The sequence below is a fragment of the Gemmatimonadaceae bacterium genome, from assembly GCA_019637355.1.
Lineage (GTDB): Bacteria > Gemmatimonadota > Gemmatimonadetes > Gemmatimonadales > Gemmatimonadaceae > Pseudogemmatithrix.
In genome coordinates, this window is record JAHBVT010000001.1 from 731,068 (window position 1) to 756,513 (window position 25,446).

Annotated in this window: 22 protein-coding genes and 1 pseudogene; 9 read left to right on the top strand and 14 right to left on the bottom strand. The window is 68.8% G+C overall.

Translation table 11 applies throughout. From position 1 onward, the window contains the following. Positions 1 to 17: 17 nt before the first annotated feature. Entirely contained in the window at positions 18 to 1,952 is a 1,935-nt protein-coding gene (locus KF689_03265; protein MBX3132397.1) for an ABC-F family ATP-binding cassette domain-containing protein, read from the bottom strand. Continuing rightward, positions 1,949 to 3,721, bottom strand: a complete 1,773-nt coding sequence (locus KF689_03270) for an acyl-CoA dehydrogenase family protein (GenBank protein ID MBX3132398.1) — start codon at positions 3,719 to 3,721, stop codon at positions 1,949 to 1,951. Before KF689_03270 ends, KF689_03265 begins: the two co-directional genes overlap by 4 nt. An 84-nt stretch (positions 3,722 to 3,805) precedes the next feature. On the opposite strand from KF689_03270, the gene KF689_03275 reads away from it, so the two are divergent. Next, positions 3,806 to 5,422 (top strand): mechanosensitive ion channel family protein, encoded by a 1,617-nt coding sequence (locus tag KF689_03275; GenBank protein MBX3132399.1) that lies wholly within the window; start codon positions 3,806 to 3,808, stop codon positions 5,420 to 5,422. Here KF689_03275 and KF689_03280 read toward each other — a convergent pair. Genes KF689_03280 through KF689_03290 form a run of 3 tightly spaced genes read right to left on the bottom strand, consistent with a single transcriptional unit; the run spans position 5,410 to position 8,437 of the window. After that, entirely contained in the window at positions 5,410 to 5,994 is a 585-nt protein-coding gene (locus KF689_03280; GenBank protein ID MBX3132400.1) for a nucleoside deaminase, read from the bottom strand. The two genes, KF689_03275 and KF689_03280, sit on opposite strands and share 13 nt — an antisense overlap. Before the next feature lie 2 nt (positions 5,995 to 5,996). Beyond that, complete coding sequence (locus KF689_03285) at positions 5,997 to 7,130, bottom strand: FAD-binding oxidoreductase (protein MBX3132401.1); 1,134 nt, start codon at positions 7,128 to 7,130, stop codon at positions 5,997 to 5,999. Continuing rightward, positions 7,127 to 8,437 carry a PLP-dependent transferase gene (locus KF689_03290; GenBank protein ID MBX3132402.1) on the bottom strand — a complete coding sequence of 437 codons (1,311 nt, stop codon included), beginning with the start codon at positions 8,435 to 8,437 and terminating at the stop codon, positions 7,127 to 7,129. The genes KF689_03285 and KF689_03290 overlap by 4 nt, the downstream gene beginning before the upstream one ends. On the opposite strand from KF689_03290, the gene KF689_03295 reads away from it, so the two are divergent. Beyond that, the gene (locus KF689_03295) at positions 8,409 to 8,912 is read left to right on the top strand and encodes an Lrp/AsnC family transcriptional regulator (protein MBX3132403.1); all 504 of its coding nucleotides are present in this window, start codon (positions 8,409 to 8,411) and stop codon (positions 8,910 to 8,912) included. The genes KF689_03290 and KF689_03295 overlap by 29 nt on opposite strands. A 21-nt stretch (positions 8,913 to 8,933) precedes the next feature. Continuing rightward, positions 8,934 to 10,232 carry a cation:proton antiporter gene (locus KF689_03300; GenBank protein MBX3132404.1) on the top strand — a complete coding sequence of 433 codons (1,299 nt, stop codon included), beginning with the start codon at positions 8,934 to 8,936 and terminating at the stop codon, positions 10,230 to 10,232. On the opposite strand, the gene KF689_03305 is transcribed toward KF689_03300, so the two are convergent. The 5 genes from KF689_03305 to KF689_03325 all read right to left on the bottom strand — a co-directional run bounded on the left by KF689_03305 (position 10,229) and on the right by KF689_03325 (position 15,416). Continuing rightward, entirely contained in the window at positions 10,229 to 11,377 is a 1,149-nt protein-coding gene (locus KF689_03305; protein ID MBX3132405.1) for an aminotransferase class I/II-fold pyridoxal phosphate-dependent enzyme, read from the bottom strand. The two genes, KF689_03300 and KF689_03305, sit on opposite strands and share 4 nt — an antisense overlap. A 65-nt stretch (positions 11,378 to 11,442) precedes the next feature. Further along, the gene (locus KF689_03310) at positions 11,443 to 12,630 is read right to left on the bottom strand and encodes a divalent metal cation transporter (GenBank protein MBX3132406.1); all 1,188 of its coding nucleotides are present in this window, start codon (positions 12,628 to 12,630) and stop codon (positions 11,443 to 11,445) included. Then, a complete protein-coding gene (locus KF689_03315) occupies positions 12,600 to 13,973 on the bottom strand; it encodes a sodium:solute symporter family protein (GenBank protein ID MBX3132407.1) in 1,374 nt (457 codons plus the stop codon). Before KF689_03315 ends, KF689_03310 begins: the two co-directional genes overlap by 31 nt. Before the next feature lie 7 nt (positions 13,974 to 13,980). Next, positions 13,981 to 14,922, bottom strand: coding sequence for a hypothetical protein (locus tag KF689_03320; GenBank protein MBX3132408.1), 942 nt, complete (start codon positions 14,920 to 14,922; stop codon positions 13,981 to 13,983). Beyond that, a complete protein-coding gene (locus KF689_03325) occupies positions 14,919 to 15,416 on the bottom strand; it encodes a VOC family protein (protein ID MBX3132409.1) in 498 nt (165 codons plus the stop codon). Before KF689_03325 ends, KF689_03320 begins: the two co-directional genes overlap by 4 nt. Positions 15,417 to 15,441: 25 nt before the next feature. Between KF689_03325 and KF689_03330 the strand changes: the two genes are divergently transcribed. Beyond that, positions 15,442 to 16,296, top strand: coding sequence for a hydroxymethylglutaryl-CoA lyase (locus tag KF689_03330; protein ID MBX3132410.1), 855 nt, complete (start codon positions 15,442 to 15,444; stop codon positions 16,294 to 16,296). A 107-nt stretch (positions 16,297 to 16,403) separates the two neighbouring features. Beyond that, the gene (locus tag KF689_03335) at positions 16,404 to 17,141 is read left to right on the top strand and encodes an SDR family oxidoreductase (GenBank protein MBX3132411.1); all 738 of its coding nucleotides are present in this window, start codon (positions 16,404 to 16,406) and stop codon (positions 17,139 to 17,141) included. A gap of 60 nt (positions 17,142 to 17,201) precedes the next feature. On the opposite strand, the gene KF689_03340 is transcribed toward KF689_03335, so the two are convergent. Beyond that, positions 17,202 to 17,825 (bottom strand): SDR family oxidoreductase, encoded by a 624-nt coding sequence (locus KF689_03340; protein MBX3132412.1) that lies wholly within the window; start codon positions 17,823 to 17,825, stop codon positions 17,202 to 17,204. 301 nt (positions 17,826 to 18,126) lie between these two features. On the opposite strand from KF689_03340, the gene KF689_03345 reads away from it, so the two are divergent. Beyond that, positions 18,127 to 20,037 carry an exo-alpha-sialidase gene (locus KF689_03345; GenBank protein MBX3132413.1) on the top strand — a complete coding sequence of 637 codons (1,911 nt, stop codon included), beginning with the start codon at positions 18,127 to 18,129 and terminating at the stop codon, positions 20,035 to 20,037. Positions 20,038 to 20,111: 74 nt separating this feature from the next. On the opposite strand, the gene KF689_03350 is transcribed toward KF689_03345, so the two are convergent. From KF689_03350 to KF689_03360, 3 genes are all read right to left on the bottom strand, one after another. Next, positions 20,112 to 20,651, bottom strand: coding sequence for a plasmid pRiA4b ORF-3 family protein (locus KF689_03350; GenBank protein ID MBX3132414.1), 540 nt, complete (start codon positions 20,649 to 20,651; stop codon positions 20,112 to 20,114). Then, positions 20,648 to 21,451, bottom strand: coding sequence for an SDR family oxidoreductase (locus KF689_03355; protein MBX3132415.1), 804 nt, complete (start codon positions 21,449 to 21,451; stop codon positions 20,648 to 20,650). Before KF689_03355 ends, KF689_03350 begins: the two co-directional genes overlap by 4 nt. 78 nt (positions 21,452 to 21,529) lie before the next feature. Then, the gene (locus KF689_03360) at positions 21,530 to 22,378 is read right to left on the bottom strand and encodes a hypothetical protein (GenBank protein MBX3132416.1); all 849 of its coding nucleotides are present in this window, start codon (positions 22,376 to 22,378) and stop codon (positions 21,530 to 21,532) included. A gap of 438 nt (positions 22,379 to 22,816) precedes the next feature. On the opposite strand from KF689_03360, the pseudogene KF689_03365 reads away from it, so the two are divergent. The 3 genes and pseudogenes from KF689_03365 (at position 22,817) to KF689_03375 (ending at position 25,142) form a co-directional block, all read left to right on the top strand. Next, positions 22,817 to 23,119, top strand: a pseudogene (locus KF689_03365) (helix-turn-helix domain containing protein). Then, complete coding sequence (locus tag KF689_03370; GenBank protein MBX3132417.1) at positions 23,079 to 23,879, top strand: transposase; 801 nt, start codon at positions 23,079 to 23,081, stop codon at positions 23,877 to 23,879. Before KF689_03365 ends, KF689_03370 begins: the two are co-directional and overlap by 41 nt. 225 nt (positions 23,880 to 24,104) lie before the next feature. After that, entirely contained in the window at positions 24,105 to 25,142 is a 1,038-nt protein-coding gene (locus KF689_03375) for an IS110 family transposase (GenBank protein ID MBX3132418.1), read from the top strand. Positions 25,143 to 25,446: the final 304 nt, after the last annotated feature.

Sequence of the window (25,446 nt, forward strand, 5' to 3'; positions counted from 1 at the left end):
ACGTGGCGCGCCGCACCCTAGCTGCGTTCGGTTAGCTCAGCCCACGCATTCATCGCCGCATCCAGTTCCGTCCGCGCCTTGGCCAACTCCTGGTCAAGGCGCGCTGCCTTCTGCGCCCCATCGGCCGAGCCATCGTACAGGTCGGTGTCCGCGAGCGACGCCTCAAGCTCCGCCACGCGCGCTTCCCAGCGCGTCACCGCGGCCTCGGCGTCCTCCACCGCCCGCTTGCGCGCCCGCTTGGCGGCTTGGTCGTCGCCCTGCGAGGCCGCGTTCTTCTTGGCCTTCTCCTTCTCGGCTGCGCGGCGCTTGTCCTGCGCTTCGGTCTCGAGGCGCGACGCCTGCGCGGCCTTGTCGTGCCGCCAGGTCTCCCACTCCACGAAGGGGCCGTCGAAGTCCACGATCCGGTTGCCGTCAAAGGCCCAGACGCGCGTGGCGACCTCGCGCAGGAAGGCGCGGTCGTGGCTGACGAGCAGCACGGTGCCTTCGTAGTCCTCGAGCGCGTCCTCGAGCGCCTCGATGTTTTCGACGTCGAGGTGGTTGGTGGGCTCGTCGAGCACGAGGAGGTTGGCGTGCGAGAGCGTGATGAGCGCCATCGCCATCCGCGCGCGCTCGCCGCCGGAGAGCGTGCCGATCTCGCGGAACACCTCATCGCCGCTGAAGCCGAAGGCGCCGAGGTGGTTCTGTACGCCGCCGCGGCTCCAGAGCGGCCGCACGTCGAGGATGGCATCCATCAGCGACTTGCGCAGCGGGAGATCGGCGAGGTCCTGCCGGAACCACGCCGGCGTGATGCTGCCGCCGATGCGCGCGCGGCCGGCGGCGGGAGCGCGGTCGCCGAGGATGGTGGAGATGAACGAGGATTTGCCGGCGCCGTTGGGGCCGACGAGGGCGACGAAGTCGTTGCGCCGCAGCACGGCGGTGAAGTCGTCCACGAGCACGCGGCCGGGCACTTCGACGCGGAGTTGCTCGATGGAGATGACTTGGTCGCCGCCGCGCTCGTTGGGTTCGAAGCGCAGGCTCATCGCCGCGGGATCGCCGGGCGGCGGCGCGAGGCGGGGCAGGCGCTCGAGCCGCTTGCGCTTGCCCTTGGCCTGGAAGGAGTTCACCCCCGCGAGGTTCCGGCGGATGTACTCCTCTTCCTTCTTCACGTACGCGATCTGCTTCTGCATCTCGCGCTCGCGCGTGAGCCGGCGTTCGGCGCGCTGCGGGACGAACTGGCTGTAGTTGCCCCTGTACCACTCGCCGCTGCGGCCCTCGATGTGCAGGATGTGCGTGCAGATGGCGTCGAGGAAGGCACGGTCGTGCGAGACGACGATGATGGTCTCGTCGCACTCGCGGAGCCAATCCTGCAGCCAGGTGGTGGTGTCGAGGTCGAGGTGGTTGGTGGGCTCGTCAAGCAGCAGCAGGTCGGCGGGGGCGATGAGCTGCGCGGCGAGCCCGACGCGGCCGCGCTCGCCGCCGGAGAGCGTGGAGACGAGCCGCGTCTTGCTCTCCTCGGCGTCGAAGCCGAGGCCCTGCAGCACGGCGTCCACGCGGGCGTGGTAGATGTAGCCGCCGAGGTCGGCGAAGCGCTCTTGGTCGCGCCCGAACTTCTCGAGGAAGTCATCGGGGATGTTCTCGCCCATCTCGCCGAGTTGCATTGCCTGTTCGGCGATGGACTTCTCCAGCGCGATGACCTCGCGCCAGGCGGCGGCGGCGGCCTCCCAGACCGTGGTCGCGCCCTCGAAGGCGCGGTGCTGGTCGAGCAGGGCGTGGCGCAGGCCTGGCTTGCGCGCGACGCTGCCCACCGTGGGCTTGAGGTCCTCGGTGATGATCTTGAACAGCGAGGACTTGCCGGCGCCATTGCGCCCGATGATGCCCCAGCGATCCCCGTCACCGACCGTGAAGGTGACGTTCTTGAGCAATTCCGTGGCGCCGAACGAAATGCCGACGCCGGACATCGAGATACAGGTCACACGTCTGTCGGTGTGGGAACGGTGAGGTCCCCGGTGTCATAGGCGCGCTGGGCCAGCGCGCGCAGGCGCTCGTCCTGGTTCTTGTCGATCGCGCGGATGGCGCGGCGCGTGCGGCGCATTGCCATCGGGATGAAGATGCGGGCCGCGTCGAGGTCGTCCTTGGCAGCGGCGAGGCCCTGCGCCGCGATGACGGCGGTGCAGCGCGAGAGCACGGCGGTGGCCAGGTAGATGTCGATGGCCGCGTTGGCCATCCGCTCCTGGATCATCTGGCGCTCGATGATGTCCTTGCCGTGCTCGATCAGCGCGCGCTCCACCGCCAGTGCAAGGTCGTGGATGGCCGTCTCGACGAGATCCGCCTCGTCGGCCAGCTCCTCGTGCACCCTGGTGAACTTGTTCTTGGTGATGGTGCGCTTGGCGCGTCCGGTCACGTAGCTGGAGATGGCGCCGATGTTCTTGAGCGGGTTCTTGAAGGCCTTGCCGACCTGCTTGAGGTTCTCGCCCGGCTGCTGCAGGCCCATCAGCGCGATGAGGGCGCGCAGGATCTCGTTGGTGCCCTCGAAAATCATATTGATGCGCGAATCGCGGACGGCCTGCTCGTAGCGATACTCCTTGGAGTAGCCGATGCCGCCGGCCATCTGCATCGCGTCGGAGGCCGAGCGCCAGGCGAGTTCGCTGGCGTACACCTTGCACGCGGCCGTCTCGAGCGAGAAGTCCACGCCACCGCGGTCCACCATCCCCGCGCAGAGCATCCAGCCGGCGTCGGCGGCGTAACAGTCTGCCGCGGCGATGGCGATCTTGCGCTGGATCATCTCGAAGTTGCCGATCGGCCGGCCGAACTGCTCGCGCTGCTTCACGTACTCGATGGCCATCTTGAGCATCTCGCGCGTGCCGCGGCTCGAGCCGGCGGAAAGACCGAGGCGGCCCGAGTTGAGGATCTCGAGCGCGATCTTGAAGCCGGCGCCGACCTCGCCGAGGCGGTCCTCCGCCGGCACCTGCACGTTCTCGAAGGTGACGGTGCGCGTGTCGCTGGCCTTGATGCCCATCTTCTCTTCCAGCTTCCCGAGCGAGACGCCGGGCGCCTTGGCGTCCACGATGAAGGCCGTCACGCGCTGCTTGGGCTTGCCGTCCACGACCACCGGCACCTTGGCGAAGACGGTCATCACGCCCGCATAGCCGGCGTTGGAGATCCAGATCTTGGTGCCGTTCAGCGTGTAGCTCTTGCCGTCCTCGCTGGGCACGGCGGTGCTGAGCATCGCCTGCGCGTCCGAGCCCGAGCCGGGTTCGGTCAAGCAGAAGGCGCCGATGAGCTCGCCGCTGGCGCAGCGCGGCAGCCAGCGCTGCTTCTGCTCCTCCGTGCCGAAGAGGATGATGCCCTTGATGCCGATGCTCTGGTGCGCGCCGAAGTACACGGCCAGCGCCGCGTCGGTCGCGCCGATCTCGCCGAACACGCGGTTGAACACCATCGCGCCGGCACCGAAGCCGCCGTACTCCTCGGGGATGTTGAGGCCCATCAGGCCGAGTTCGGCCATCCCCTGGCGGACTTCGGGCGTGAACTTGCCGTCGTGGTCCATCTTGGCCGAGTCGACCGTGTCGGCGGCCCAGGACTTGAAGGAATCGAGGATCTGGCTGAGCGTCTCCTTCTCCTCGGCCGAGGGCAGGGGGAAGGGGAAGACCAGGTCCTCGTGGATCTCGCCCTGGAACACGCCGCGCGTGAACGAGGGGTTCTTGTCGGGGTCGGCGAGGTGGGGCGTCTTGGAGGCGGGGCTCATAGATCCGTCGCAGGGCTTGGGATGGACCTGAAATCTACTGTGGCCGAGGGTTGATTCGCTGGTGGCAAAGGCCGAGTTTGGAAGATGCGATTGACCCGACTGCTGCCGTTCTTTGTCCTGTTCCCGGCGCTGCTGGGCGCCCAACTGTCCGGCCGGCCCGGCGCGCCCGCGACGAACGCGGATGGCCCGCCCCCGGTGGTCGTGGATTCTGGTTCGCCCCGGGCGTCGGTGCTGGGTTACCTCCGTGCGGCGCGGGCCGGTGACTTCGAGGCGGCGGCGAGTTGGATTGACCAATCGTACCCGGAGATCGCCGCGCGCAGTGCGGACGTGGCGCGGCGGCTGAAGGCGGTGCTCGACGCGGGGCTGTGGCTGGACATCGACCGCATCTCGCCGCGCGCCGCTGGCGACACGGCGGACGGCCTCCCGCGCGACCGGGAATCGCTGGGGTCCATCAAGCTGCCGGATGGGAAGGAGGTTGCGATTCGCCTGGCGCGGCGCGATACGGGCGAGGATATCCGTTGGGTGTTCTCCGCAGCCACGGTCACGCAGGTGGACGCCCTGTACGAAGCCTTGCCGGACAACTGGATCCGGGAGCACCTGCCCGAACCGCTGCTCAGGCCGGGGCCGTTCGAGATCCTCTACTGGCAGTGGATCGCGCTGCTCGTGTTGCTGCCGTCCGCGGCGCTCATCGGTTGGACGCTACAGCGCCCGACGCGCCGCCTGCTCCAGGTCCTGGCGTCGAAGACCGACACCAGCTTCGACGACCTGCTGCTCGACGCGGCCAAGGGTCCGCTGACGCTGCTGTGGGGCGTCGCGGCGAGCCGTGTGCTGCTGCAATGGATCGCGCTGGCGCCGCCGCCCCACCGGTTTATGGTGGAGCTGCAGGCGGCGATCGCGACGGTGGCCGTGTTCTGGGTCATCCTGCGCGCGATCGGCGTGCTGCAGCAGACCATCCCCGTCTCCGACTGGGGCGCGCGGCATCCGGCGCTACGTTCGCTCATCCCGCTGGGCGGGCGCATCGCGCGCGTGATCGTGTTCGGCGTGGCGGTGCTGACGGTGATCTCGCAGTTCGGGTATCCCGTCGCGACGATCCTCGCCGGCCTCGGCATCGGCGGCATCGCGGTGGCGCTCGGTGCGCAGAAGTCGCTGGAGCACTTCTTCGGTTCCATCAGCATCGGCGTCGACCAACCGTTCCGCGTGGGCGACTGGGTGAATGCCGCCGGCGCGGAGGGGGCCATCGAGGCCATTGGCCTGCGCTCGACGCGGATCCGCACGATCGATCGCACGCTCATCTCCATCCCCAACGGCCAGCTCGCCGAGGCGCGCACGGAGAACTTCGCCGAGCGCGAGCGCATCCGGCTACGCGCGATGATCGGCGTGGAGTACGGCACCAGCGCGGCCACGCTGCGCCTGCTGCGCGACGAGATCGAGAAGTGCCTGCGCGCGCACCCGAAGACCTGGCCGGACCGCGTGCAGGTGCGGTTCTCGGAGTTCGGCGCCTTCTCGCTCAACATCGAGCTGTTCTGCTGGATCGAGACCACGGCGATCGACGAGTTCCGCGCGATCCGCGAGGAGCTGTTCCTGCAGATTATGGAGATCGTCGAGGGCAACGGTGCGGCGTTTGCGTTCCCGACGCAGACGATTCACTTGGCGGGCGGTGCCCCGGAGGCTGCGCGTCCGCCGCGCGGTCAGCCGTTGTAGACTGGCCCGCCGAGCGCGCGGTAGCGTTCGAGCACCGCGCGCCCCTCGGCGCGCAGCACGCCGTGTACGACCTCCACGCCGCGCGCCTGGAGGTAGCCGTAGGACTCGGCGAACACCGGCCCTTCGTCGAAGCCGATGGCGATGGCGTCGTCGCGCGAGGCGGCGATGACCACGCGCTGCACACCGCTCCACAGCGTGGCGCCGAGGCACATCGCGCAGGGCTCGCAGCTGGTGAACAGCTCGTGCTCGGGATGGCCCTCGGCGCTGAGCGTGTAGCTCTGGATGCGCCGTTGAGCGAGCTGGTAGGCGACCATCTCGGCGTGCAGCGTGCAGTTGTTGAGGCGCACCACGGAGTTCACGCCGACGCTGATCAGTTGGCCGCTGCCGCGCTCGAAGACGGCGGCACCGAATGGCCCGCCGGTCCCGTGCGCGACGTTCTCGTCGGCGAGGCGGATGGCGAGGCGCATCTTGTCCTCGTCCGACGCGTAGCGGACGTCGAAGTCCACGGCATCGCGCACCCAGGCGGGCAGCGAGACGGTGGCATCGTGCATCGGCGGCTTGTCCCAGCGCATCGTCAGTCCTCGAAGGGGGCGAGCAGGCTGCGGTCGCCGGTGAGAGCGAGGCGGGCCGCGCCGCGTCCGCAGACGGCGCCGACGAGGTTGCCCGTCCCCGAATAGGCACCGACGACGAACACGCCGCCACCCAATGCCCGTGCGATCGGCAGTCCGCTCTCGGTGAACGATACCGAGGCGGCCCATCGGTGCGTGACGTCGGCGGAGACGCCGAGCTTGCTCTCGAGCAGTTCCGTCAGGTAGGACTGGACCTTCTCGTCAGGGCCGTCATCGGTGGTCCACTCGTCATCTTCGAAGCGATCGCGGCCACCGCCGAGCAGGATTGAGCCGTCTTCCAACTGCTGCCAGTAGTCGAATCCGTAGCGCGTGGACACCGGCCGCGTGAATCGCCGCGGCAGTTGCGGCGTCGTGGCCAACATCTGCAGGCGCGCGGTGCGCACCTCGGCGAGCAGCTCGGGGAAGAGCCACTCCAGCTTGCCGTCCACGCAGACGATGACGTGTCGGCAGGTGATGGTACCGTGCTCCGTGCGCACGCGCCCGGGCTCGATGCTCCGGGCCACCGTGCCGCCGTAGAGTTGCGCCCCGCGCTCGCGCAGGGAGGTGGCGAGCGCGCGAGCACGCAACAACGGCTGTAGCACGCCGTCCTCGGGGAAGAGCAGGCCCTTGCCCTCGGGGCCGTCATAGTGCTCGACGGGGAGATTGTTGGCGCGCATCGCCTCGAACTGCCGGCGGCAGTCCTCGAGTTCGTCGGCGGATGAGGCGATGCGCAGCGAGCCCGGGAACTGCGCGATGCCCGGCGTCTCGGCGACGATGCGCTGCATCTCGCTCCGAGTGAGCGCGTGGATCTCCAGCGTGCGTTCGCGGCCGAACTTCGCGATCGCATCGTGGTGATAGTCCATCGGGCCGGCGAGCAGCAGGCCACCGTTGCGTCCGGCCGCCCCCGCAGCGACGTCGACGGCATCGATCCCGATGACCGACTGGGCACCGAGGTCCAGCGCCTCGCTGATGGCGGAGAGGCCGCTGCCGCCGAGCCCGACGACGCAGACGTCGGCGTGGCCATCGTGCGGCAGGGGTGGCAATGGCGACCAGTCGTGGTCGTCCCAGCGCGGGCGATTGATGACGTCGGCTCGGTTCACAGGGTGAGGGCGGGTACCTCCGTAGAATGCAACGGTGCACGCGCCCGCACCACGGCAAGGGCGCGGTCCAAGTCCGTCCAGAGATCCTCGACGTCCTCGAGGCCCACCGAGAGCCGCGCGAGGCCCGGCGAGATGCCCGTGGCCGCACGCGCCGCGGCGTCCACCACGCGGTGCGTGAGGGCGGCCGGCGGCTGGATCAGCGTGTCGGTGGAGCCGAGGCTGACGGCGGGCGTGATGAGAGTGAGCCCGCTGATGACCCGCTGCATCGCCTCGGCCGTGTCCTCGGCGAGGCGGAACGAGAGCAGGCTGCCTGGTCCCGCCATCTGCCGGCCAAGCAGTTCGCGCGGGTCGCGATGCGGCAGGTCCGGGTACATCACTTCCGCGATGCGCGCGTCGTCGGCGAGGCGCATCGCGAGCCGGCGCGCCGTCTCCTGCATCCGCAGCACGCGCAGCTCGAGCGTGGGTAGGCCGCGGTGGAGGAGATAGCTGGCCAGCGGATGCAGCACGCCGCCGGTGGCTGCGCGCAGGTGCTTGAGCGGCGCGATGGCGCTGTGCGCGCCCGCGACGACGCCGGCGAGCACGTCGCCGTGGCCGCCGAGGAACTTGGTGGCCGAGTGCACGACGAAGGTCGCGCCGTGCGCGAGTGGACGCTGGAGCACCGGCGTGGCGAAGGTGGAGTCCACGCAGACGGGCACGGATCCGGACTGGCGCACGACGTCGGCGATGTCGATGAGCGCGAGCGTCGGGTTGGCGGGCGTTTCGATGAGCACCAGCGCGGTGTCGGGACGTAGCGCATCGGCGATGTGGTCGGCGTCGGTCCAGGTGACGTCGAGGCCGAGCGTGCCGGCGGAGATGAGGTGGTCGGTGGTGCCGTAGATGGGACGGACCGCGACGATGTGACCGCCGCGGGCCTTGGCGTCCATCAGGACGGCGGTGATGGCGGCCATTCCCGACGCGAACGCGGCCGCATCCTCCGCGCCTTCGAGCTCGGCGAGTGCGCGCTCGAAGCGATCGGTGGTCGGATTGTAGAGCCGCGAGTAGATGCCGGAGCCTTGCGGCGCCTCGCCGGTGACGAGCGCGTCGAAGCTGGCGGCGGCGGCGCCGAGGTCCGGCGTGGGATAGGTGGAGGAGAGGTCTAGCGGCGGGGCGTGCACGCCGAGGGCGTTGAAGTCGTGGCGGCCGGCGTGGACGGCGCGTGTGGCGAAGGCTTTGGACACGGCACATCTCCTGATCGGGAATGTGCTATAATTCCGCCAATAATCGGCCGAGGAGCCACATTTGCCGCAGAAGATTCTGTCAGATGCCATTCCAGCCGCACTGGACCGAACGGATCACCTGATCTTGGCACATCTACAGCACGATGCGCGGTTGACCAACAAGGAGTTGGCCGCCAAAGTCGGGCTGTCGCCGTCGAGCTGCCTGGCCCGCGTGCGTCGGTTGGAGCGATTCGGCGCACTACAGGGATACCACGCCGAGGTGGCGGTACAGGTGTACGGCGTGACGCTGGAGGCGATGGTGTCGGTGCGGCTGGAGAAGCACGTGCGGGCGGCCATCTCGGCGTTCGAACGGCACATCGCGACATTGCCCGAGGTACGCACGTACTATCATCTTGCCGGAGCGAACGATTACCTCGTGCACGTGGCGGTGCGGGACGCCGAGCACCTGCGGGAGTTCGTGCTGTCGGCGTTCGCGGGACGCACCGAGGTGGCGCACCTCGAGACGAACCTGATCTTCTCGCACCGCCGCAATCCTGCCTTCGGCGTCGCTGCCGCGGCGCGCTAGCCCTCACGACCGGACCTGCACTTGGCCTCGACGATCCTCACGCTCGGCATCCTGTTCTTCTTCGCACACTTCCTGTCGAACACGTTCGACCGGTCGCGGGTGCCGGACGTGCTGGTGTTGATCGGGCTGGGTATCCTGGCCGGGCCGTCGGTGTTCGGCTGGACCGGGCCGGAGTCGTTCGGGTCGGTGGGCGGGGTGCTGACAACCATCGCACTGGCAGTGATCCTGTTCGAGAGCGGCACGACGCTGGACATCGGCGACATCGTGCGCTCGGCGCGCAGCACGCTGCAGGTGACGCTGGCGACGTCGTTGTTCACCATCGCGGTGGTGGGCGGTATCGCCTACCTCACGCTGGACCTGCCGATCCTGAGCGCCCTGCTGATCGGCACGATCGCATCGGGGACGTCGGCGGCGGTGGTGATTCCGATGGTGAAGGTGCTCAAGTTGCGCGAGCGCGCCGGGACGGTGGTCATCCTCGAGAGCGCCATCACCGACGTGACCAGCATCGTGTTCACCTTCGCGCTGCTCAATGCCGCGACGCAGGGCGAGGTGCACATCGGGCGGATGGCCGGCCAGACGCTGTCGGCGCTGATCTTCGCGGCCGTCATCGGCGTCGCCGGCGGCATCGGCTGGCTGCTGATCTGGGAGAAGGTGCGGCAGTTCCCGACGACGATCTTCTCGACGCTGGCCTCGGCCTTCGTGCTCTACGGCTTGGCCGAGCTATTGGGCTTCGCCGGCGCGATTGCCGTGCTCGCGTACGGCATCACGCTGTCGAACCACGAGCAGATGGGCATTTCCAAGTGGTTCAAGGGGCGGCCGTTCTCCGGCGTCACGCCGGTGGAATCGGATTTCTACAAGGAAGTGGTGTTCCTGCTCAAGACGTTCTTCTTCGTGTACCTCGGCGTCTCGATGCGCTTCGACGATCCGCGGCTCTTCGCCGAGGCCGTGGCGCTGATGCTGGTGCTCACGCTGGCGCGGCTCTATATGATGCCGAACCTCCTGCCGAAGACGATGATCCGGAAGGACGTAGCGGCAGTGGCCGTGCTGATCCCGAAGGGATTGGCCGCGGCGGTGCTGGCCGGCGTGCCGCTGCAGATGGGCATCCCGGGCGGCGAGACCATCCAGGCCGCGACCTATGCCATCGTGCTGGTGAGCATCACGATGAGCGCGCTGCTCGTCACGCTGAAGGACCTGCCCGGCCTGCGGAGCGTGTTCGACCGCGTGCTCGAGGCCTTCCCGGTAGACATCGTCGAGGAGCCGCGCCGGCCCTCGGGTTCGCAGCCGACGGTGCCGTCGCCGGCCGCGCCGCCAGCGCCCTAGGCGAGGACCTGCCGGAACGTCTCGGCGGCGCGCTGCATCTCGGCCATCGTGCCGATCGAGATGCGCGACCACTGCATCAGCGGCGGGAAGGCCCGCCCGACGATCACGCCGCGCTGCTGGCAGGCCGTGCGGAACGCGTTGGTGTCGCGGCGCACGTTGACGAGCACGAAGTTGGTCTGCGACGGGACCACCTGATACCCGAGATCGGTGAAGAGCTTGGTCGTGAACGCACGCGCCTCGCGGTTGAGCTCCTGTTCGCGCCGCATCTGGGCGGCGTCCTCGAGCGAGGCGAGGGCCGCGACCTGCGCCAGCGCGCCGACGCCATTGACCACGCGGTGCCGTGCCATCCGCTGCAGCGTCGCCGGCTGGCCGAAGGCGTAGCCGACGCGCAGCCCGGCGAGGCCGTAGATCTTGGAGAAGGTGCGCGAGACGAACACGCGCGGCTCGCGGCCGATGAACGACATCGCGCTGGCGTAGCTGGGGTCGTCCACGAACTCGTGATAGGCCTCGTCCACGAGGATGACGGTCTCGGGATCGGCGGCGAGCACGGCGCGGATGAAGCCCTCGACGGCCGCACGGCCGTGCACGTGGCCAGTGGGGTTGTTGGGATTGCACAGGAAGACCAACCCCGAGCCCTTCACCTCGCGCAGCATCGCGTCGAGGTCGAGGCGCAGCTGCGCGTCGAGCGGCACCTCGCGCACGGGATAGCCCATCGTGCGCGCGGCGGCGGTGGGACTCTCGAAGGTCGGCACCGCAGTGACGAGATGCTTGGTGGGCGAGCAGAACGCCTCGACCGCGATCTTGAGGATCTCACCGGATCCGGAGCCGAGCAGCACCTGGTCCTGACTGAGGCCGTTGGCGCGCGCGAGCGCGGCGCTGACGCGTGCTTCGGTGCTCGCCGGATACCACGCGGCTTCGTGGAAGCTGGCCTGCATCGCGCGGATGGCCGAGGGAATCGGTCCGTTGGGATTCTCGTTGCTCATCAGGCGGATGCCGTTGCCTTGCGCGATGCGCTCGAGCGCGGCAGCATCGGCCTGCCCGCCGAGTGATTCGAGACCGCGGGCGTGGACCCAGCTCGGGGCGGTGAGGGCGCCGGCGCCCCCGAGGCCAAGGGCACGGACGAATGAGCGACGCGAGACCGCCATTTGCGACTCCGGTGAGGGACGGGGAAAAGCTACCAGCAGTACGGCAGCGCCGTCAGCGGCGTTGGCTAGCGGAACATCCCGGGCAGGTCGCGCACGGCCACGTAGGCGCCAGCCACGGCCATCGCCAGCGCCGCCACCGCCCCGGCGGCCGTGAGCAGGCGTGGCTGCCGGTACTCGCCGATGATGTCGCGCCGGTACGCCGCGACGAGCATCGTCCCGAGCGCCAGCGGGAGGATGAGCCCGTTGAGCGTGCCGACCACGACCAATGTCCGGGCCGGACGTCCGGTGAGCACGAAGATCAACGTCGACACCGCGATGAGCACGATCACCGCGCGCTGCCAGTGACGATCGATCGCCGGATGCAGGTCGCGCAGGAACGACACGCTGGTGTACGCGGCGCCGATCAGCGACGTCACCGCGGCGCACCACATCACCACGCCGAACAGCCGGAAGCCCGCGTCTCCGGTGGCAAGACGGAACACGCTGCCCGCCGGGTTGGCGGGGTCGAGCCGCAGGCCTTGGTGCACCACACCCAGCGCCGCAAGAAACAGCACGACGCGCATCAGCGTCGCGGCGCTGATTGCCGTCACCGCCGACTGCGTGACGAGCGTCACCGACTCGAGGCCGTGCACGCCGGCGTCCACGAGCCGATGCGCACCGGCAAACGTGATGTACCCACCCACCGTGCCGCCGACGATGGTCACGATGGACAGCGCATCCACGGTCTCCGGCCACACGCTACGCAACGCCGCCTCAGCCACCGGCGGACCGCTGGTCACTGCCACGTAGAGCATCAGGGCGATCAAGCAGGCCCCCAGCACCACGACCAGGCGGTCGAGGATGCGGCCGGCGTCCTTGGTGACGAAGATGCCGATCGCGAGCGCTGCGCTGGCGATGGACGCCGGGATGACGGGCAGGCCTACGGCGGCCTCGAGTCCCACGCCGGTGCCGGCGACGTTGCCGACGTTGAACGCCAATCCACCGAGCGCCACGAGTAGCGCTAGCGCGGTGCCGAGCCCCTTGGCCACGAGATTGCCGACTTCCGTGGCGCGCTTGCCGGAGACGGTGAGCACGCGCCAGATGCTGACCTGCGCCGCGAGGTCCACGAGCACGCTCACGAGAATCGCGAAGGCGAAGCTCGGGCCGAGCCGCTCCGTGAATACCGCCGTCTGCGTGAGGAACCCCGGCCCGATGGCCGAGGTCGCCATCAGGAAGGCGGCGCCTAGGAGGACGCCTTGGCGTCGGTCGCGCATCCGAGTCCCCAGGTGGTGAGCGCACAGGCCAGCGAGACGAGGAACGGCGTCTCGAGTCCGGCTAAGACGCCTCCAACATAGCTCACGAGCCCGATGACCAGCGTCGCGGCCGCCGTGCGCGGCGAGCCGAGCGTGGTGAACAGGCCGAACAGCACCGTGATGACGATGCCGGTGCTGCCGAACGCCGAGGCCTGCTCCACCAGCGCGAGCACGCCGCTGGTGTTGAGCGCCAGCAGGTACGCGATGGTCCCGAAGCCGACGACGCCGGCGCGGGCGATCAGTACCTTGTGCCGCTCGTCGCGGACCTGCGTGAGCGGAATGATCAGATTGTGCGTCAGCAGCCCTGACGACACGAGCAGCGTGGAGTCCACGGTGGAGAGAATCGCCGAGACGAGTCCGCCGGCGAAGATCGCGAAGAGCAGCGGCGGCATCAGGTCGCGCGCCACGGCCGGCAGCACCGCCTCGGCGTCCGCGAGCCCAGGCACGAAGCTCGCCGCCAGCAGCGCGATGATGATGGGGATGATGCCGACGCCGAGGTACAGCGCGCCGGCCGCCAGCGACGAGCGCTGCGCGACGCGGCCACTGCGCGCCGCGATCACGCGGCCGATGACCTCCGTGGCGGTGAGCGAGCCGATGACGGGAATCGCCCAGGCCTCGAGCGTGAGATACCACGGACCCGCCGCCTGCGGCGCAAGGTTCACGCGATCGCTCTGCACGAGCAGTTGGGCCGCGGACGCCGTGCCGCCGACGTGTCCGACGACTATCACCAGGAGCGCGATGAGTCCGATGACGAGTACGCCGCCTTGGATCACGTCGGTAATGGCGTCGGCGAGCAGCCCGCCGAACGTCGTGTAGAGAATAACGAAACCGGCGGCGATGCCTACCGACAGCCCGATCGGCAGCTCGCCCACGAGCGCGAGCACGGTCCCGAAGGCGCGGATCTGCGCCGCTGCCCAAAGCACGGATGCCGGAATGAGGAGCACCGCCGCGAGGCGCTCCACACCGACGCCGAAGCGCGTGCGGTAGAGGTCCGCTAGCGTCGTGAGCCCGCGATTCCACAGCGGCTTGGCGATGAACAGCCCCATCAGCACGAGGCAGAGCCCGTAGCCGAACGGTTCGGCCGAAGCCAGCGACACGCCGTGCGCGTAGGTCTCGCCGGCGGAGCCGATCACCGTCTCGGCGCCGAACCAAGTGGCGAAGATCGAGAACGTCGCGAGCAGGTAGCCGAAGCGCCGGCCGCCGACGAGATAGTCGTCCTCGGTCGCGATGCGGCGTGAGACCCACACGCCGATGCCGAGCTGGAGTGCAAGGAAGCCGGCCAGCGCGAGCAGCGGTGCGGTCACGAGCGACTCAGCGGAAGAGATGCCGCAGGTCCGCGGCGGCGATCGGCGAACCATCGTGTACGAGGCCGCCGAGCTGCGCGGCGCGGCCGAGCACGGCCTCCGGCGTGGCACCGAAGGCACGCAGCTCACGCACGCCGGAATCGCCCGCCGACTTGCTGAGCTTTCGGCCATCGGCGTGCGTCACCAGCGGGTGGTGCAGGTAGCGCGGCGGTTCGTTGCGTCCGAGCAGGCGCGCGAGCAGGATCTGCCGGCCGCAGCTCTCGAGCAGGTCGTCGCCGCGGATCACGAGCGACACGCCTTGGTCGAGGTCGTCCACCGTCACGCAGAACTGGTAGGTGAAGTTGCCGTGACGGTCGCGGGCGAGCAGGTCGCCGCACTGCAGGCGCGGTTCCTGCACGCGCCGGCCCCAGCGCAGGTCCTCGAAGACGATCGGATCCTCGGCGTCCATCACGATGCGGCGGGCCGGCGTGCTGCTCGGGTCCACTGCGCGCTGGCGGCATCTGCCGGTGTAGCGCAGTTCCACGCCCTCGAGCAGCGGGATGCCCGCTTGCTCGCGCGCCCAGGTCTCGGCCCAGGCAGTCTCGATGTCGCGCCGGGAGCAGGTGCAGGCATAGGCGAGTCCGCGGGCCTCGAGCTGCCCCAGCACCTGTGAGTATCGGTCACCATTGTCGGTTTGCCGGAAGTGCGAGCGGCCCTCGCGGAATGCGCTCGCGGGCGGTTCGTCCGGCGCGAGCCCCAGCCACTCGAGGTCGTCGAGGATGCTGGCCTCGAACTCCGGACGGCAACGACCGCGGTCGTGGTCCTCGATGCGCAGCAGCACGCGGCCGTCGTAGGCGCGCGCGAGGCCCCACACCCAGACCGCATTCACGATGTGGCCGAGGTGCAGGTGTCCGGTCGGTGCGGGGGCGAAGCGGGTCGTGAAGCCTCGCGGGATCTCGCCTTGGATCACGAGGCCAGGGCGAGCAGTGCGTCGAGGTCGAGGCCGCGCGTGAACATCGTGAGCGAGCCATCGGGATTCTTAGGCCATTCGGCTTGTGGCCGATCCCAATAGAGCTCGATGCCGTTGCCGTCGGGGTCGTCGAGGTAGATCGCCTTGCTCACGCCGTGGTCCGAGGCCCCGGTGAGGGACACGCCGGCCTTCATCACGCGCGCGACGGCGACGGCCAGTTCACGCTCCTCGGCGAAAAGGATGGCCACGTGGTACAGCCCCGGTGCGCGACGCGGGGCGGGGCCGCTGCCGGCGCTCTCCCAGGTGTTGAGCCCGAGGTGATGGTGGTAGCCGCCGGCCGAGAGGAAGGCGGCCTGCGTGCCGTACAGCATCTGCAGCTCGAAGCCGAGCACGTCCCGGTAGAACGCCACCGAGCGCTCGAGGTCGGAGACCTTGAGGTGCACGTGCCCGATCGTCGTGCGCGGCGGGATGGTATAGACGGGGAGTGAAGTCATAGGGATGACTACATTATGCTTCAGAATGCCGCGTGACGTCACCATCGTCGAGGTCTCTCCCCGCGACGGGCTCCAGAATGAGCGGGCCGTCCTGCCGGTCGCGGCCAAGGTCGCGCTGGTGGACGCGCTGTCCGCGGCTGGTTTGCCCGTCATCGAGGTCACGAGCTTCGTGAGCCCGACGGCCATCCCGCAGCTGGCCGACGCCGAGCAGGTGATGGCCGGCATCACGCGGCGCTGCGGCGTACGCTACACAGTGCTCGTGCCCAACCTGCGCGGCCTGGAGCGCGCCCTGCCGACGCGGCCTGATGGCATCGTCGTGTTCGGCGCGGCGAGCGAGACCTTCTCGCAGCGGAACATTAACTGTTCCATCGAGGAGTCCCTGGCGCGGTTTGCGCCGGTGGTCGAGCGCGCCAAGGCCGCCGGGCTGCACGTGCGCGGGACCGTGAGCTGCGCGCTGGGCTGTCCGTACGAGGGAGAGATTGCGCCGAGTGCCGTGCGTGACGTCGCGGCGCGCCTGCTCGACCTCGGCGTGGATGAGCTGTCCATCGCCGACACCATCGGCGTCGGGACGCCGGAGCGCACGACGGCAGTGTTCGAGGCTGTGCTCTCGCTCGTGGAGGCCCCGCGCGTGAATGCGCACTTCCACGACACCTACGGCCGTGCGTTGGCGAATCTCGAGGCCTGCCTCGCGCTTGGCGTGCGCAGCATCGACGCCAGCGCGAGCGGCCTGGGGGGCTGCCCCTTCGCGCCTGGGGCGACCGGGAACGTCGCGACCGAGGCGGTGCTCGCGATGCTCGCCGCGCGCGGGCTGGAGACCGGCGTGGACGCCGTGCAGGTGCAGGCGGCCGGTGCGGCCGTGCGCCGCGCGCTGGCGGCCTGAAGGAATCGCCCTACCGGGGAGTCCCCCACATCGGGTGGTGAATCTCCCCGACTGACCGCGCCTGGTCCCGGTCCGACATTGCGCTCGTCCCCTACGCGAGGAGCGCGATGCAGCGGTTCAAGGGCAAGACGGTGATCGTCACCGGTGGTGGCAGCGGCATCGGCGCGGCAGCGGCCCTGCGCTTCGGCGCGGAAGGCGCGGCGGTGGTCGTGTCCGACATCAACCACGAGCAGGCGGTGGCCGTCGCCAACCAAATCAAGCGCAGCGGGCAGGCGGTGGCGCTGCAGGCCGACGTGTCCAAGGAAGCCGAGGTCGCCGCGCTGGTGGACAGTGCGGTGAAGGCCTACGGTCGCCTCGACGTGATGGTCAACAACGCCGGCGTCGGCGGGCTCGAGACGGCGGTGGATGCCATCACCGAAGCCGAGTGGCGCAAGTTGATGGGCGTCAACCTCGACGGCGTGTTCTTTGGCGTGAAGCACGCCGTGCGCGTGATGAAGGCCGGGAAGATCGCCGGGTCCATCATCAACGTGAGCTCGATCCTCGGGCTCGTCGCGTTCGAGCACGCGGTGGCATATACCGCCGCCAAGCACGCCGTGGTCGGGATGACAAAGGCGGCATCGCTCGAGCTCGCCCCGCTCGGCATCCGCGTGAACGCGGTGAACCCGGCGTTCATCAAGACGCCGATGATCGTCGGTTTGGAGGAGGCGGTGGTGCCGCTGCATCCGGCAGGACGCATCGGCACGCCGGAAGAAGTCGCGGCGGTGATTTGCTTCCTCGGAGCGGACGAGGCGTCGTTTGTGACCGGCGCGAGCTACCTGGTAGACGGCGGGTACGTCGCCAAGTAGCGCCAGCGGGTGCCCGGGCCGGGGGACTCGGCCCCGCTGCTCGTCCCGCGTCGGCGTCGGCTAGTAGCCGGCGCCGACGCGCTTCTTGAGGTGCGCACTGTCGCGCAGCGCCCTGAGGAGGAAGTCGGCGACGTCCTCGACGCTGATCTTGCGCGCGCCCTCGGGCAGGAAGTCCTCGAGCGTGCGGTAGGTGCCCGTGCGTTCGCCCGGCACGATGTCGCCGGTGGCGACCATCGTCCAGTCGAGGCCGCTGTCGCGCATCGCGTGCCAGGCCTCCTTGTGCTTGTTGCTGACCTTCTTGAAGACGGCGGGGAACGTGGGCTGGTCGTGGCGCAGCCCGCCGTGCACGGAGTCGAGAATGCCGCCGCCGGCGACACCGAGCACGCGGTGCACGCCCAGTTGCTGCATCGCGGCGACGATGTTGCGCATTCCCTGCGATTGCGCGTCGCCGGGATCGTCCACGCCGGCGCCGCCGAGCGTGGAGATGACGGCGTCGGTGCCGGCGACGGTGCGTTCGACATCGGCGGGGACGAGGACGTCGCCCTGCACGACCTCGAGGCTGTCGCGCGGCGCGAGCTTGGCGGGGTCGCGGACGAGTGCGCGGAGCCTGTGGCTGTCGGCGATGGCGTATTCGAGTACGCGGGTGCCGACGCGGCCGGTGGCGCCGAAGAGTGCGAGGTGCATAGGGTCTTAAGACGGAAGATTGAAGACGGAAGAAGCGGCCTGTTCAATCTGCGGGACGTGCACTGAGCCTGCTACGGCGATGGGCCGTATGGGGGCGGTAGCGGCGTAGGGGAGGCGCCGGTGTATCGCCCAAGGATTCGGCCTCTGGGCTTGGATTGCGCCTAGGATGGCACCTCGGCCCAACGCTTGCGATGGGGCGCTGTCCAATCTATACATAGAACTGAATAGTATAGGCGATACTCCCAACGGCGGCCGCTGGTGCCGCCGTGCTTCGGCTTCCACGGAGGATGCTATGAGAGGCTTGTGGCCGCTGTTCCTGTACCTCCTAACAGTCTCCCAACCCGTCGCCGCACAGGCCGCACGGTCCGGCATCGAACGGTTGGGTGCTCGTCAGGTCAGCGTCGACCACGAGGCGCGACCGCACGTCGAGAGCCATATCGCCGTCAATCCTCAGGATGCTCAGCACATCCTTGCCACTTCGATGGTTGTCGTTCAAGGCGAGATACGCGCCTATCCATACGCGTCCTTCGACGGTGGACGGAACTGGATGCGCGGGCAGTTCATCGGCGATTCCGGTATGACGGTGGGAGCGGCAGATCCGGTCGTCTACATCGCCCGGGACGGCGTCTCGCTCTTCTCGACGCTTGCGGATGTGGACGGGGTTCGCCGGAGCATCATCGCGCGCTCGACCGATGGAGGACGCACGTGGCGGCGCACGACCGTGCTCCCGTACGCCGATCGCCAGTGGCTCGCCTCCGATCCTGGGCGCGGATTGTTCGGCGGACGCACGTACTTCACCGGCACCGGGGTCTATAGCACGCGCGAAGGATCGCGCGGCGTCACGCCATTCCTGGCTCGCTCCGACGACGGTGGACAGAGCTTTCCGCTCCGCAGCGTCGCCGGCGATGATCGCAACGGGGCCAACCCAGGCGCGCCGCTCAACGCGGTCCCCCTAGAGCCGCTCGTCACGCCGGCTGGGCTCCTCCTGCTGACGCTGCAAGGGTCGGTGGATGACCAGCAGGCCGAACGGTTTCGGCGCGATTCGCTGAACGCCTGGACCATCGGCGTCGCCGTATCGGACGATGGTGGCGAGTCGTTCGGGCCGGCGCGGTACGCGCCCAAGCCACGGCTAAGCGTCACCGGGAGCCCGCGCCGCCGATTCCGTGGTCACTCGGCGGTGGGCTACGTTCGCCCGGCGATGGACCTGACGCGCGGCCGCTACCGCAATCGCATCTATTTCGTTGCATCCGACTACGATCCCGCATTGGACCGATACGTCGCTCGCGTGTGGAGGACGGGGGATTTCGGCGAGACCTGGGCGACATCGGTGGCGAGCGATGCGCCGCGCGGCGACGTGGCGAACCCGGCCATCGCCGTGAGCAGGGACGGCGTGGTGGCCGTGATCTGGAACGACCGGCGCGACGACCCAGCGGGGCGCTGCTGGCGACTGTACGCGGCCGTATCGACCGACGGCGGCGAGCACTTCCATACGGCGCAGCGGCTCAGCGATGCCCCGACGTGCGCGAGCCATCCGGCGAATTGGGAGACGTTCGGGACGGCGTTCAACTCCGACCAGAGCGGAACCTATCTGGCTCACTTCCAGACGGGCGCGAGCATCCCCGCGCGGTTCCCAATGGGCGGGGACACCCAGGGACTCACTGCGGACGCGGAGGGCGTGTTCCACGCTGCCTGGATCAATGGGGAAACGGGGGTGATGCAGCTCTGGCACACCCGTTTCAAGGCAGATCCCGCGATGGTTGCGTCCTTGCACTCGCTGCCGCCGCCCCTTGATCCCGCTCCGGATGCCGTCGCCGTTCCGCCCGGTATGCAGGACATCACGCGCGACATTCGTTTGCTCGTCAGGAGTACGCGGCTCGATTTTGCGGCTCGCACGTATACGGTCACGCTTGAGATCCAGAACGAGGGCATTCGCCCCGTGTACGGACCGCTGCACGTGCGAATGCAGCACTTCCTGGATGCGTTTGACAATGGGCTTGGCCTGCGAAATCTCGTTGCAGCGAACGCCGAGAACGGCCGCCCCGGGGTCGGTGCGGTTTGGACGGCCGGCGTGCCAGGCGGTGTGCTTGCCCCGGGCGCCCGCAGCCAGCCCTTGGTCATTCGATTCGCGTTCGAAGGCGGCGTTCCGGATTTCCCCGAGGGCTATCTCTCGCCCGGCTTTCGAGTGTATGGCCGCACCGCAGCACCGGAATAGAAGCGTCGCATAACCGACCTCAAGGCACGGTCACGGATTCCGTCCTTCGCGCCTGGGTTCCCTAGCGAGCGTCGTTATATCGCGCCCCACGCGCAAGCCAGCACAAGGCCATGGTCGGCGTTGGGCAGGTCGAATACGGCGGGGTCGAATCCGCGCGGCACCCAGGCGTGGGCTTGGGCGTGGTCCGGATGCTCGGGATCCATCAGTGCGTCCCGGAGCCTGGCATAGCCCGGGGGACCACCGCAGTCCTCCGGTGGCGCGGCACGCTGCCCGTCGAGAATGCGAGGCAGGGGAATGGCGCGCGGGTCTATGGTCTCGTGCGCCATGGCGACGACCTCGATGTCGTGCTCCCAGCCGTCGCCATAGTCGTAGGCATAGACGAACTTTGACCCGCGCTTGAGGCCGAGCGACGCCAGGGTCGTCCGTGCGGTGCCGGTGCCTGCAATCTCGCTCTCTCTTGGCACGAACCGCTCACGCCTGATCTGGAACTCGTGGAGATGGTAGTCCATCCACGCAAAGGAGCACTGGAGGACTCGGTGCAGTTGCTGGAGGGTGAAGAAGTCCGGCACCGAGATCTCGCGCCAGACGGGAGGCTCCACGTGGCGCAGCGTCACCCGGAGCACGAGGATGCCGAGTACGTCCGGAGACTGCTTGCTGCGCGCGAATGTGCGCTTTCTGGGTGCTGGCATCGAAAGGCGGTGGCGTTGATATAGCGCGGGCTTCTGCTGCAAACGCTCCAATGGGCCGCTACAGTCCTTCCATAGTAGCGCGCGTACGGATCCGTAGTGACGACGCGATGATCTCCCCGTGCCGAGAGCGACCGCCGAACGAAATCCTCGAGGGCCATACGCTCTGGGCCCGCAAGTTCAAGGAGGCCATTGGCAGGCGGACCGGCAATGATCTCGGCGAGGGCCGCGGCGACGTCTCGGGACGCGATGGGTTGCACGGTGGCCACCGGCACGCGCACGGTGTTGCCGTCGGAGGCGGACTGCGCGATGCCTGCCGCGAACTCAAAGAACTGCGTCGCCCGCACTATGGTATACGGCACCCCACTCGCGCGGACTGCGTTCTCCTGCACCATCTTGGCCCGAAAGTACGCGCTGTCGCCGAGGCGATCCGTGCCGACCACGGACAACAGGACCAGGTGCCCAACGCCTGCCGCGAGCGACGCGGCGGCGACATTGCGCGCGGATGCCTCGAAGAACGTCAACACCGCGTGGTCGTCAAACGACGGCGGATTGGTCACGTCGGCCACGACGCGGGCGGCCGCCACGGCTCCGGCCAAGCCGACGCCAGAGACCGAGTTCACCCCCGTCGCACGTGACGCCGCAACGGCATCGTGCCCGTGACGACGGAGGGTCGCAATGAGCTGGGCGCCGACAAGTCCGGAACCGCCGATGACGGCGACTCTCATTCGCTCGGAGGGTCGCAAGTCGTCATATCGTGTGCTTTTGCTTCGGACGCTCCAATGAAATGCGGGTGGGCGGCCGCGCTACGGCTGCGTATCCTGCAGTTGGAGATACTCGAGATCATCGGTGTCACGGCGCACCGTGTACACGCCGTTCCGGCCAAAGCCGACGACGCGCATCTTGGGGGACAGTGCGACCCGTCTCGCCAGCTGACCGCGCGCATCGACGACATCGAAGAGTTGGCCAGCGCCGGCCGGCCCGAGCCGCTCAATCCAGAGCATTCCGTCCGGTGCGAACCGCAGCGCACGGCCGAAGAAGGGAGGGAGCACGTCCGGCCATTCCGGTGGTTCCTGGTACGGCCGACGCACCCATCCGGCCGTCATCGCTCCACCCGCGCCCATCTGAAGGGTCGCCACGGGCTGCTCTTGGCGCTGTCGCCACTCGGCTTTGAGCTCAACGCTCATCGGCACAGCGCGATACGAGATCGGTGGTCCCTCGACGACGCGCCCGGTCGGGTCGACGAAGCGTACGCGATAGGGGTCGGTGGTCACGATCGCGATGCGACCGTCGGGCGCGACCGCCCATTGGTCGACTGTCGCATACGGTGGTGGCGGACCACCCGCACGGCGCTGACCTCCATTGGCTGGGCTCGGCGCCACGGGACGGACGAGGGGCGACCGCACCCGCTGGCTGACGCGTCCGATTGTATCGAGGCGCCCGGAGGCGCGATTGAGTCGACGAACTCCGGAGTACCCCTCCTGGCGGTCAGCGGGAGAGGTCAACATCACCAGCTCATACAGGTTGCCGCGGGCATCCGATTGCACGTCCGGACGAAAGAAGAGCGGTGCGCCGGGCTCGAAGCCGTTCGCGCCGATGCGCCCGTCAGTCGCCCCACGGGTGACGATGAGCAGTGCACGACCCCCGCCAGTCATGTCGACTGCGAGCGTTGTATCACCGGGGAGAGCCAAGAGGTCGAGCGGCAAAGTGTACTCCCCGGGGCCCCTCCCTTGCCGGCCGAGCGGTGTGGCCGTCATCGCACGGAGGTCGACACGGACGATGCGATTCTCAATGTCGTCGAGGACGAGCACGCGTCCATCTGGCTCCTCGCGTACCGCGGCGACGCGCGAGAATGGCTCGCTGAAGGTGGCGCGTACGCGACCGAGGCTCGTCGCGGAGACCTCTTGAGCGCCAATCGATCCCGGGAGAGCTGCAAGCCCGAAGACGAGAGCATAGCGGCGTAGTCGCATTGGCCTGCACCCGAAGAAGTTGGTGTTGAACAGTCGGGGACATGGGTAACACAACTGTCCGGGAACATGGGTGACAGTCCTCCCTAAACTGCACGGTCTACCTCCTTTCCGCGAGTTAGCCTGATGCCTTGGCAGGAGACCCAGTCCGTGGACCAACGGGAGCAGTTCATCGACGACGTGCAGCGCGGCCGGATGCCGGTGTTGCAGCTGTGCGCGCACTACGGCGTGAGCCGGAAGACCAGCTACAAGTGGATCGCGCGGGCGCGTGAGGAAGGGCGCCAGGGATTGCAGGACCGGAGCCGCGCGCCGCATCATTGCCCACATCGGATGTCGGCCGAACTGGCCGACCTGCTCTGCGCGCTGCGCATCAAGCACGACGACTGGGGTGCGCGGAAGCTCCTGCGGGTCCTGCAACGGCGGCATCCGCACCGCACCGACTGGCCGGCGCATCCACACCACGGCCCCGAACGACGTGTGGACGACAGACTTCAAGGGCGAGTTCCGCACGGGCGACGGCACGTGGTGCTACCCGCTCACGCTCGCGGACCAGCACACGCGCTATCTGCTCGCGTGCCGCGCGCGGCCCTCGACGCAGACGGTGACCGCCTGGCCGGTCTTCGAGCGGGCATTCCGCGAGTACGGGCTGCCGCGCGCGATCTGCAGCGACAACGGGGCGCCGTTCGCGACCGTGGGGCTGCACGGGCTGTCGCGGCTCAGCGTGTGGTGGCTCAAGCTCGGCATCGCGCACCAGCGCATCACGCCGGGGACGCCGAGCGAGAACGGGGCGCACGAGCGGATGCACCGGACGCTGAAGCGGCGCGCGATCCGGCCCGCGCGGGCGACCGTGCATGCGCAGCAGCGGGCCTTCGACGTGTTTCGTGAGGAGTACAACGAGATCCGGCCGCACGAGACGCGCGGCATGGAGACGCCGGCGTCGCAGTACGACACGTCGCCGCGCGCCTATCCGTCACGCATCCTCGCGCCGGAGTATCCGGGGCACTTCACGGTGAAGGGCGTGACGACGGGTGGGACCTTCCGCTTCCACAACCGCCTGCTCTACCTCGCGAATGCGCTGAGCGGGGAGCGGGTCGGCCTGGACAAGGTCGACGATGGCGTGTGGTACATCTACTTCGGCGCCGTGCTGATTGCGACGCTGGACGAGCGGGATTGCATCATCCGGGAATGACCGACCGAGTGTCACCCATGTTGCCGGACAGAAGTGTTACCTATGTACCCGGACTGTACCATTCTGGTCCGGCTAACGTGTGCTTCTGCTGCAGGTGCTCCAATAGTTGGTATGAAGCGGCGGCTGGACCTCCGCCCATCCACGGGTGCAAGGTTCTGCCCCATACCATCTACCGTGCTCGCCGTCTCGCGACGGGGCACACTGCGGAGGCCAGCCGCCATGGATATGATAGGCATCGATCTCCACAAGCGCGAGAGCCAGCTCTGCATCCTCGACGGGCAGGGCGGCGTCACCGAACGACGCATCGTCACGAGCCGCGACCGCTTCACCGCGGTGCTGGGCGCGCGTCCGCCCGCACGCATCCTCGTCGAGGCGTCGACCGAGAGCGAGTGGGTCGCGTGCCACCTGGAGGCGCTGGGCCACGAGGTGGTCGTCGCCGACCCGAACTTCGCGCCGATGTACGCCACGCGCAGCCGGCGGGTGAAGACGGACAAGCGCGATGCGCGGACCCTGGCTGACGCGCTCCGGCTCGGCGCCTATCGTCCGGCGCACCGCGTCTCGGCGGCGCGGCGGCATGTGCGCGCCGAGTTGGCGGTGCGCGAGGCCTTGGTCCGCACACGCACGCGATGCATCGCGCTCGCCAAGGCCCTCGTGCGCCGCGACGGCCTGCGCGTGCCGAACAGCACGGCCGCGTGGTTTGTCGAACGACTCACCGCGCTCCCGCTCTCGCCGGTGCTGGCGGCCGAGCTCGCGCCGCTGGTCGCGATCCTCGCGCCGCTGAACGTGCAGATCGCGGCCGCCGACGCGCGCATCGCGGCGCTCGGGCGGACGGACCCGATCGTCGCGCTGCTGCAGACGGCCCCCGCCGTCGGGCCGGTGACGTCCAGCGGCATCGTCGCGATCGCGGATGACATCGGCCGGTTCCCGTCGGCGCACCAGTTCGAGGCCTTCCTCGGGTTGGTGCCCGGGGAGCGGAGCTCGGGCGAGAAGCGGCGACTCGGCCACATCACGAAGGCGGGCAACCGGCGCGCGCGCTATCTCCTGGTCGAGGCGGCGTGGCGCATCCTCCGCTCCAAGTCAAGCGACACCGCGGTGTTGCGGGCGTGGGCGCAGCGCATCCTGCATCGCCGCGGCACGAAGATCGCGGCGGTCGCGCTGGCGCGGCGGCTCGCGGGCATCCTCTATGCGATGTGGCGGGACCAGCGGGCGTACGACGCGGGCCACCTGCGGACGCCGCAGCCCGTGCCGGCGTCCGCCGCATGATCGATGGGTAAGGGCAGGACCTGCGTGGGATCGAGATGACTGAATCGGGAGTGGTGAGCGCGACGCATTTTATGGCCGCAGGTGAGAGCCGCCCCATAGTTGGCGCCACCATTCCTTCGCAGACCCCAATGCGCCAAGGCCTCGGGCCTCACGAGCGAGCGCGAACAGAAGGATGAGCAGCACCTCGAGCAGCGCAGGCACAACGGAGAACTGCAACAGCGTCAACGCACCTGGGGCTTGACGCGGGCCGCCGCTTCACAGAAGAATGCGCGGGCGAAGCCCGCGCTACCCAGTGCACCTGTCG

Coding starts and splice junctions, on each gene's coding strand:
- KF689_03270 (MBX3132398.1), bottom strand. CDS start 3,721: ATGAGCCCCGCCTCCAAGACGCCCCACCTCGCCGACCCCGACAAGAAC.
- KF689_03275 (MBX3132399.1), top strand. CDS start 3,806: ATGCGATTGACCCGACTGCTGCCGTTCTTTGTCCTGTTCCCGGCGCTG.
- KF689_03280 (MBX3132400.1), bottom strand. CDS start 5,994: ATGCGCTGGGACAAGCCGCCGATGCACGATGCCACCGTCTCGCTGCCC.
- KF689_03290 (MBX3132402.1), bottom strand. CDS start 8,437: ATGGCATCTGACAGAATCTTCTGCGGCAAATGTGGCTCCTCGGCCGAT.
- KF689_03305 (MBX3132405.1), bottom strand. CDS start 11,377: ATGGCGGTCTCGCGTCGCTCATTCGTCCGTGCCCTTGGCCTCGGGGGC.
- KF689_03310 (MBX3132406.1), bottom strand. CDS start 12,630: ATGCGCGACCGACGCCAAGGCGTCCTCCTAGGCGCCGCCTTCCTGATG.
- KF689_03325 (MBX3132409.1), bottom strand. CDS start 15,416: ATGACTTCACTCCCCGTCTATACCATCCCGCCGCGCACGACGATCGGG.
- KF689_03330 (MBX3132410.1), top strand. CDS start 15,442: ATGCCGCGTGACGTCACCATCGTCGAGGTCTCTCCCCGCGACGGGCTC.
- KF689_03335 (MBX3132411.1), top strand. CDS start 16,404: ATGCAGCGGTTCAAGGGCAAGACGGTGATCGTCACCGGTGGTGGCAGC.
- KF689_03340 (MBX3132412.1), bottom strand. CDS start 17,825: ATGCACCTCGCACTCTTCGGCGCCACCGGCCGCGTCGGCACCCGCGTA.
- KF689_03355 (MBX3132415.1), bottom strand. CDS start 21,451: ATGAGAGTCGCCGTCATCGGCGGTTCCGGACTTGTCGGCGCCCAGCTC.
- KF689_03360 (MBX3132416.1), bottom strand. CDS start 22,378: ATGACTGGCGGGGGTCGTGCACTGCTCATCGTCACCCGTGGGGCGACT.
- KF689_03375 (MBX3132418.1), top strand. CDS start 24,105: ATGATAGGCATCGATCTCCACAAGCGCGAGAGCCAGCTCTGCATCCTC.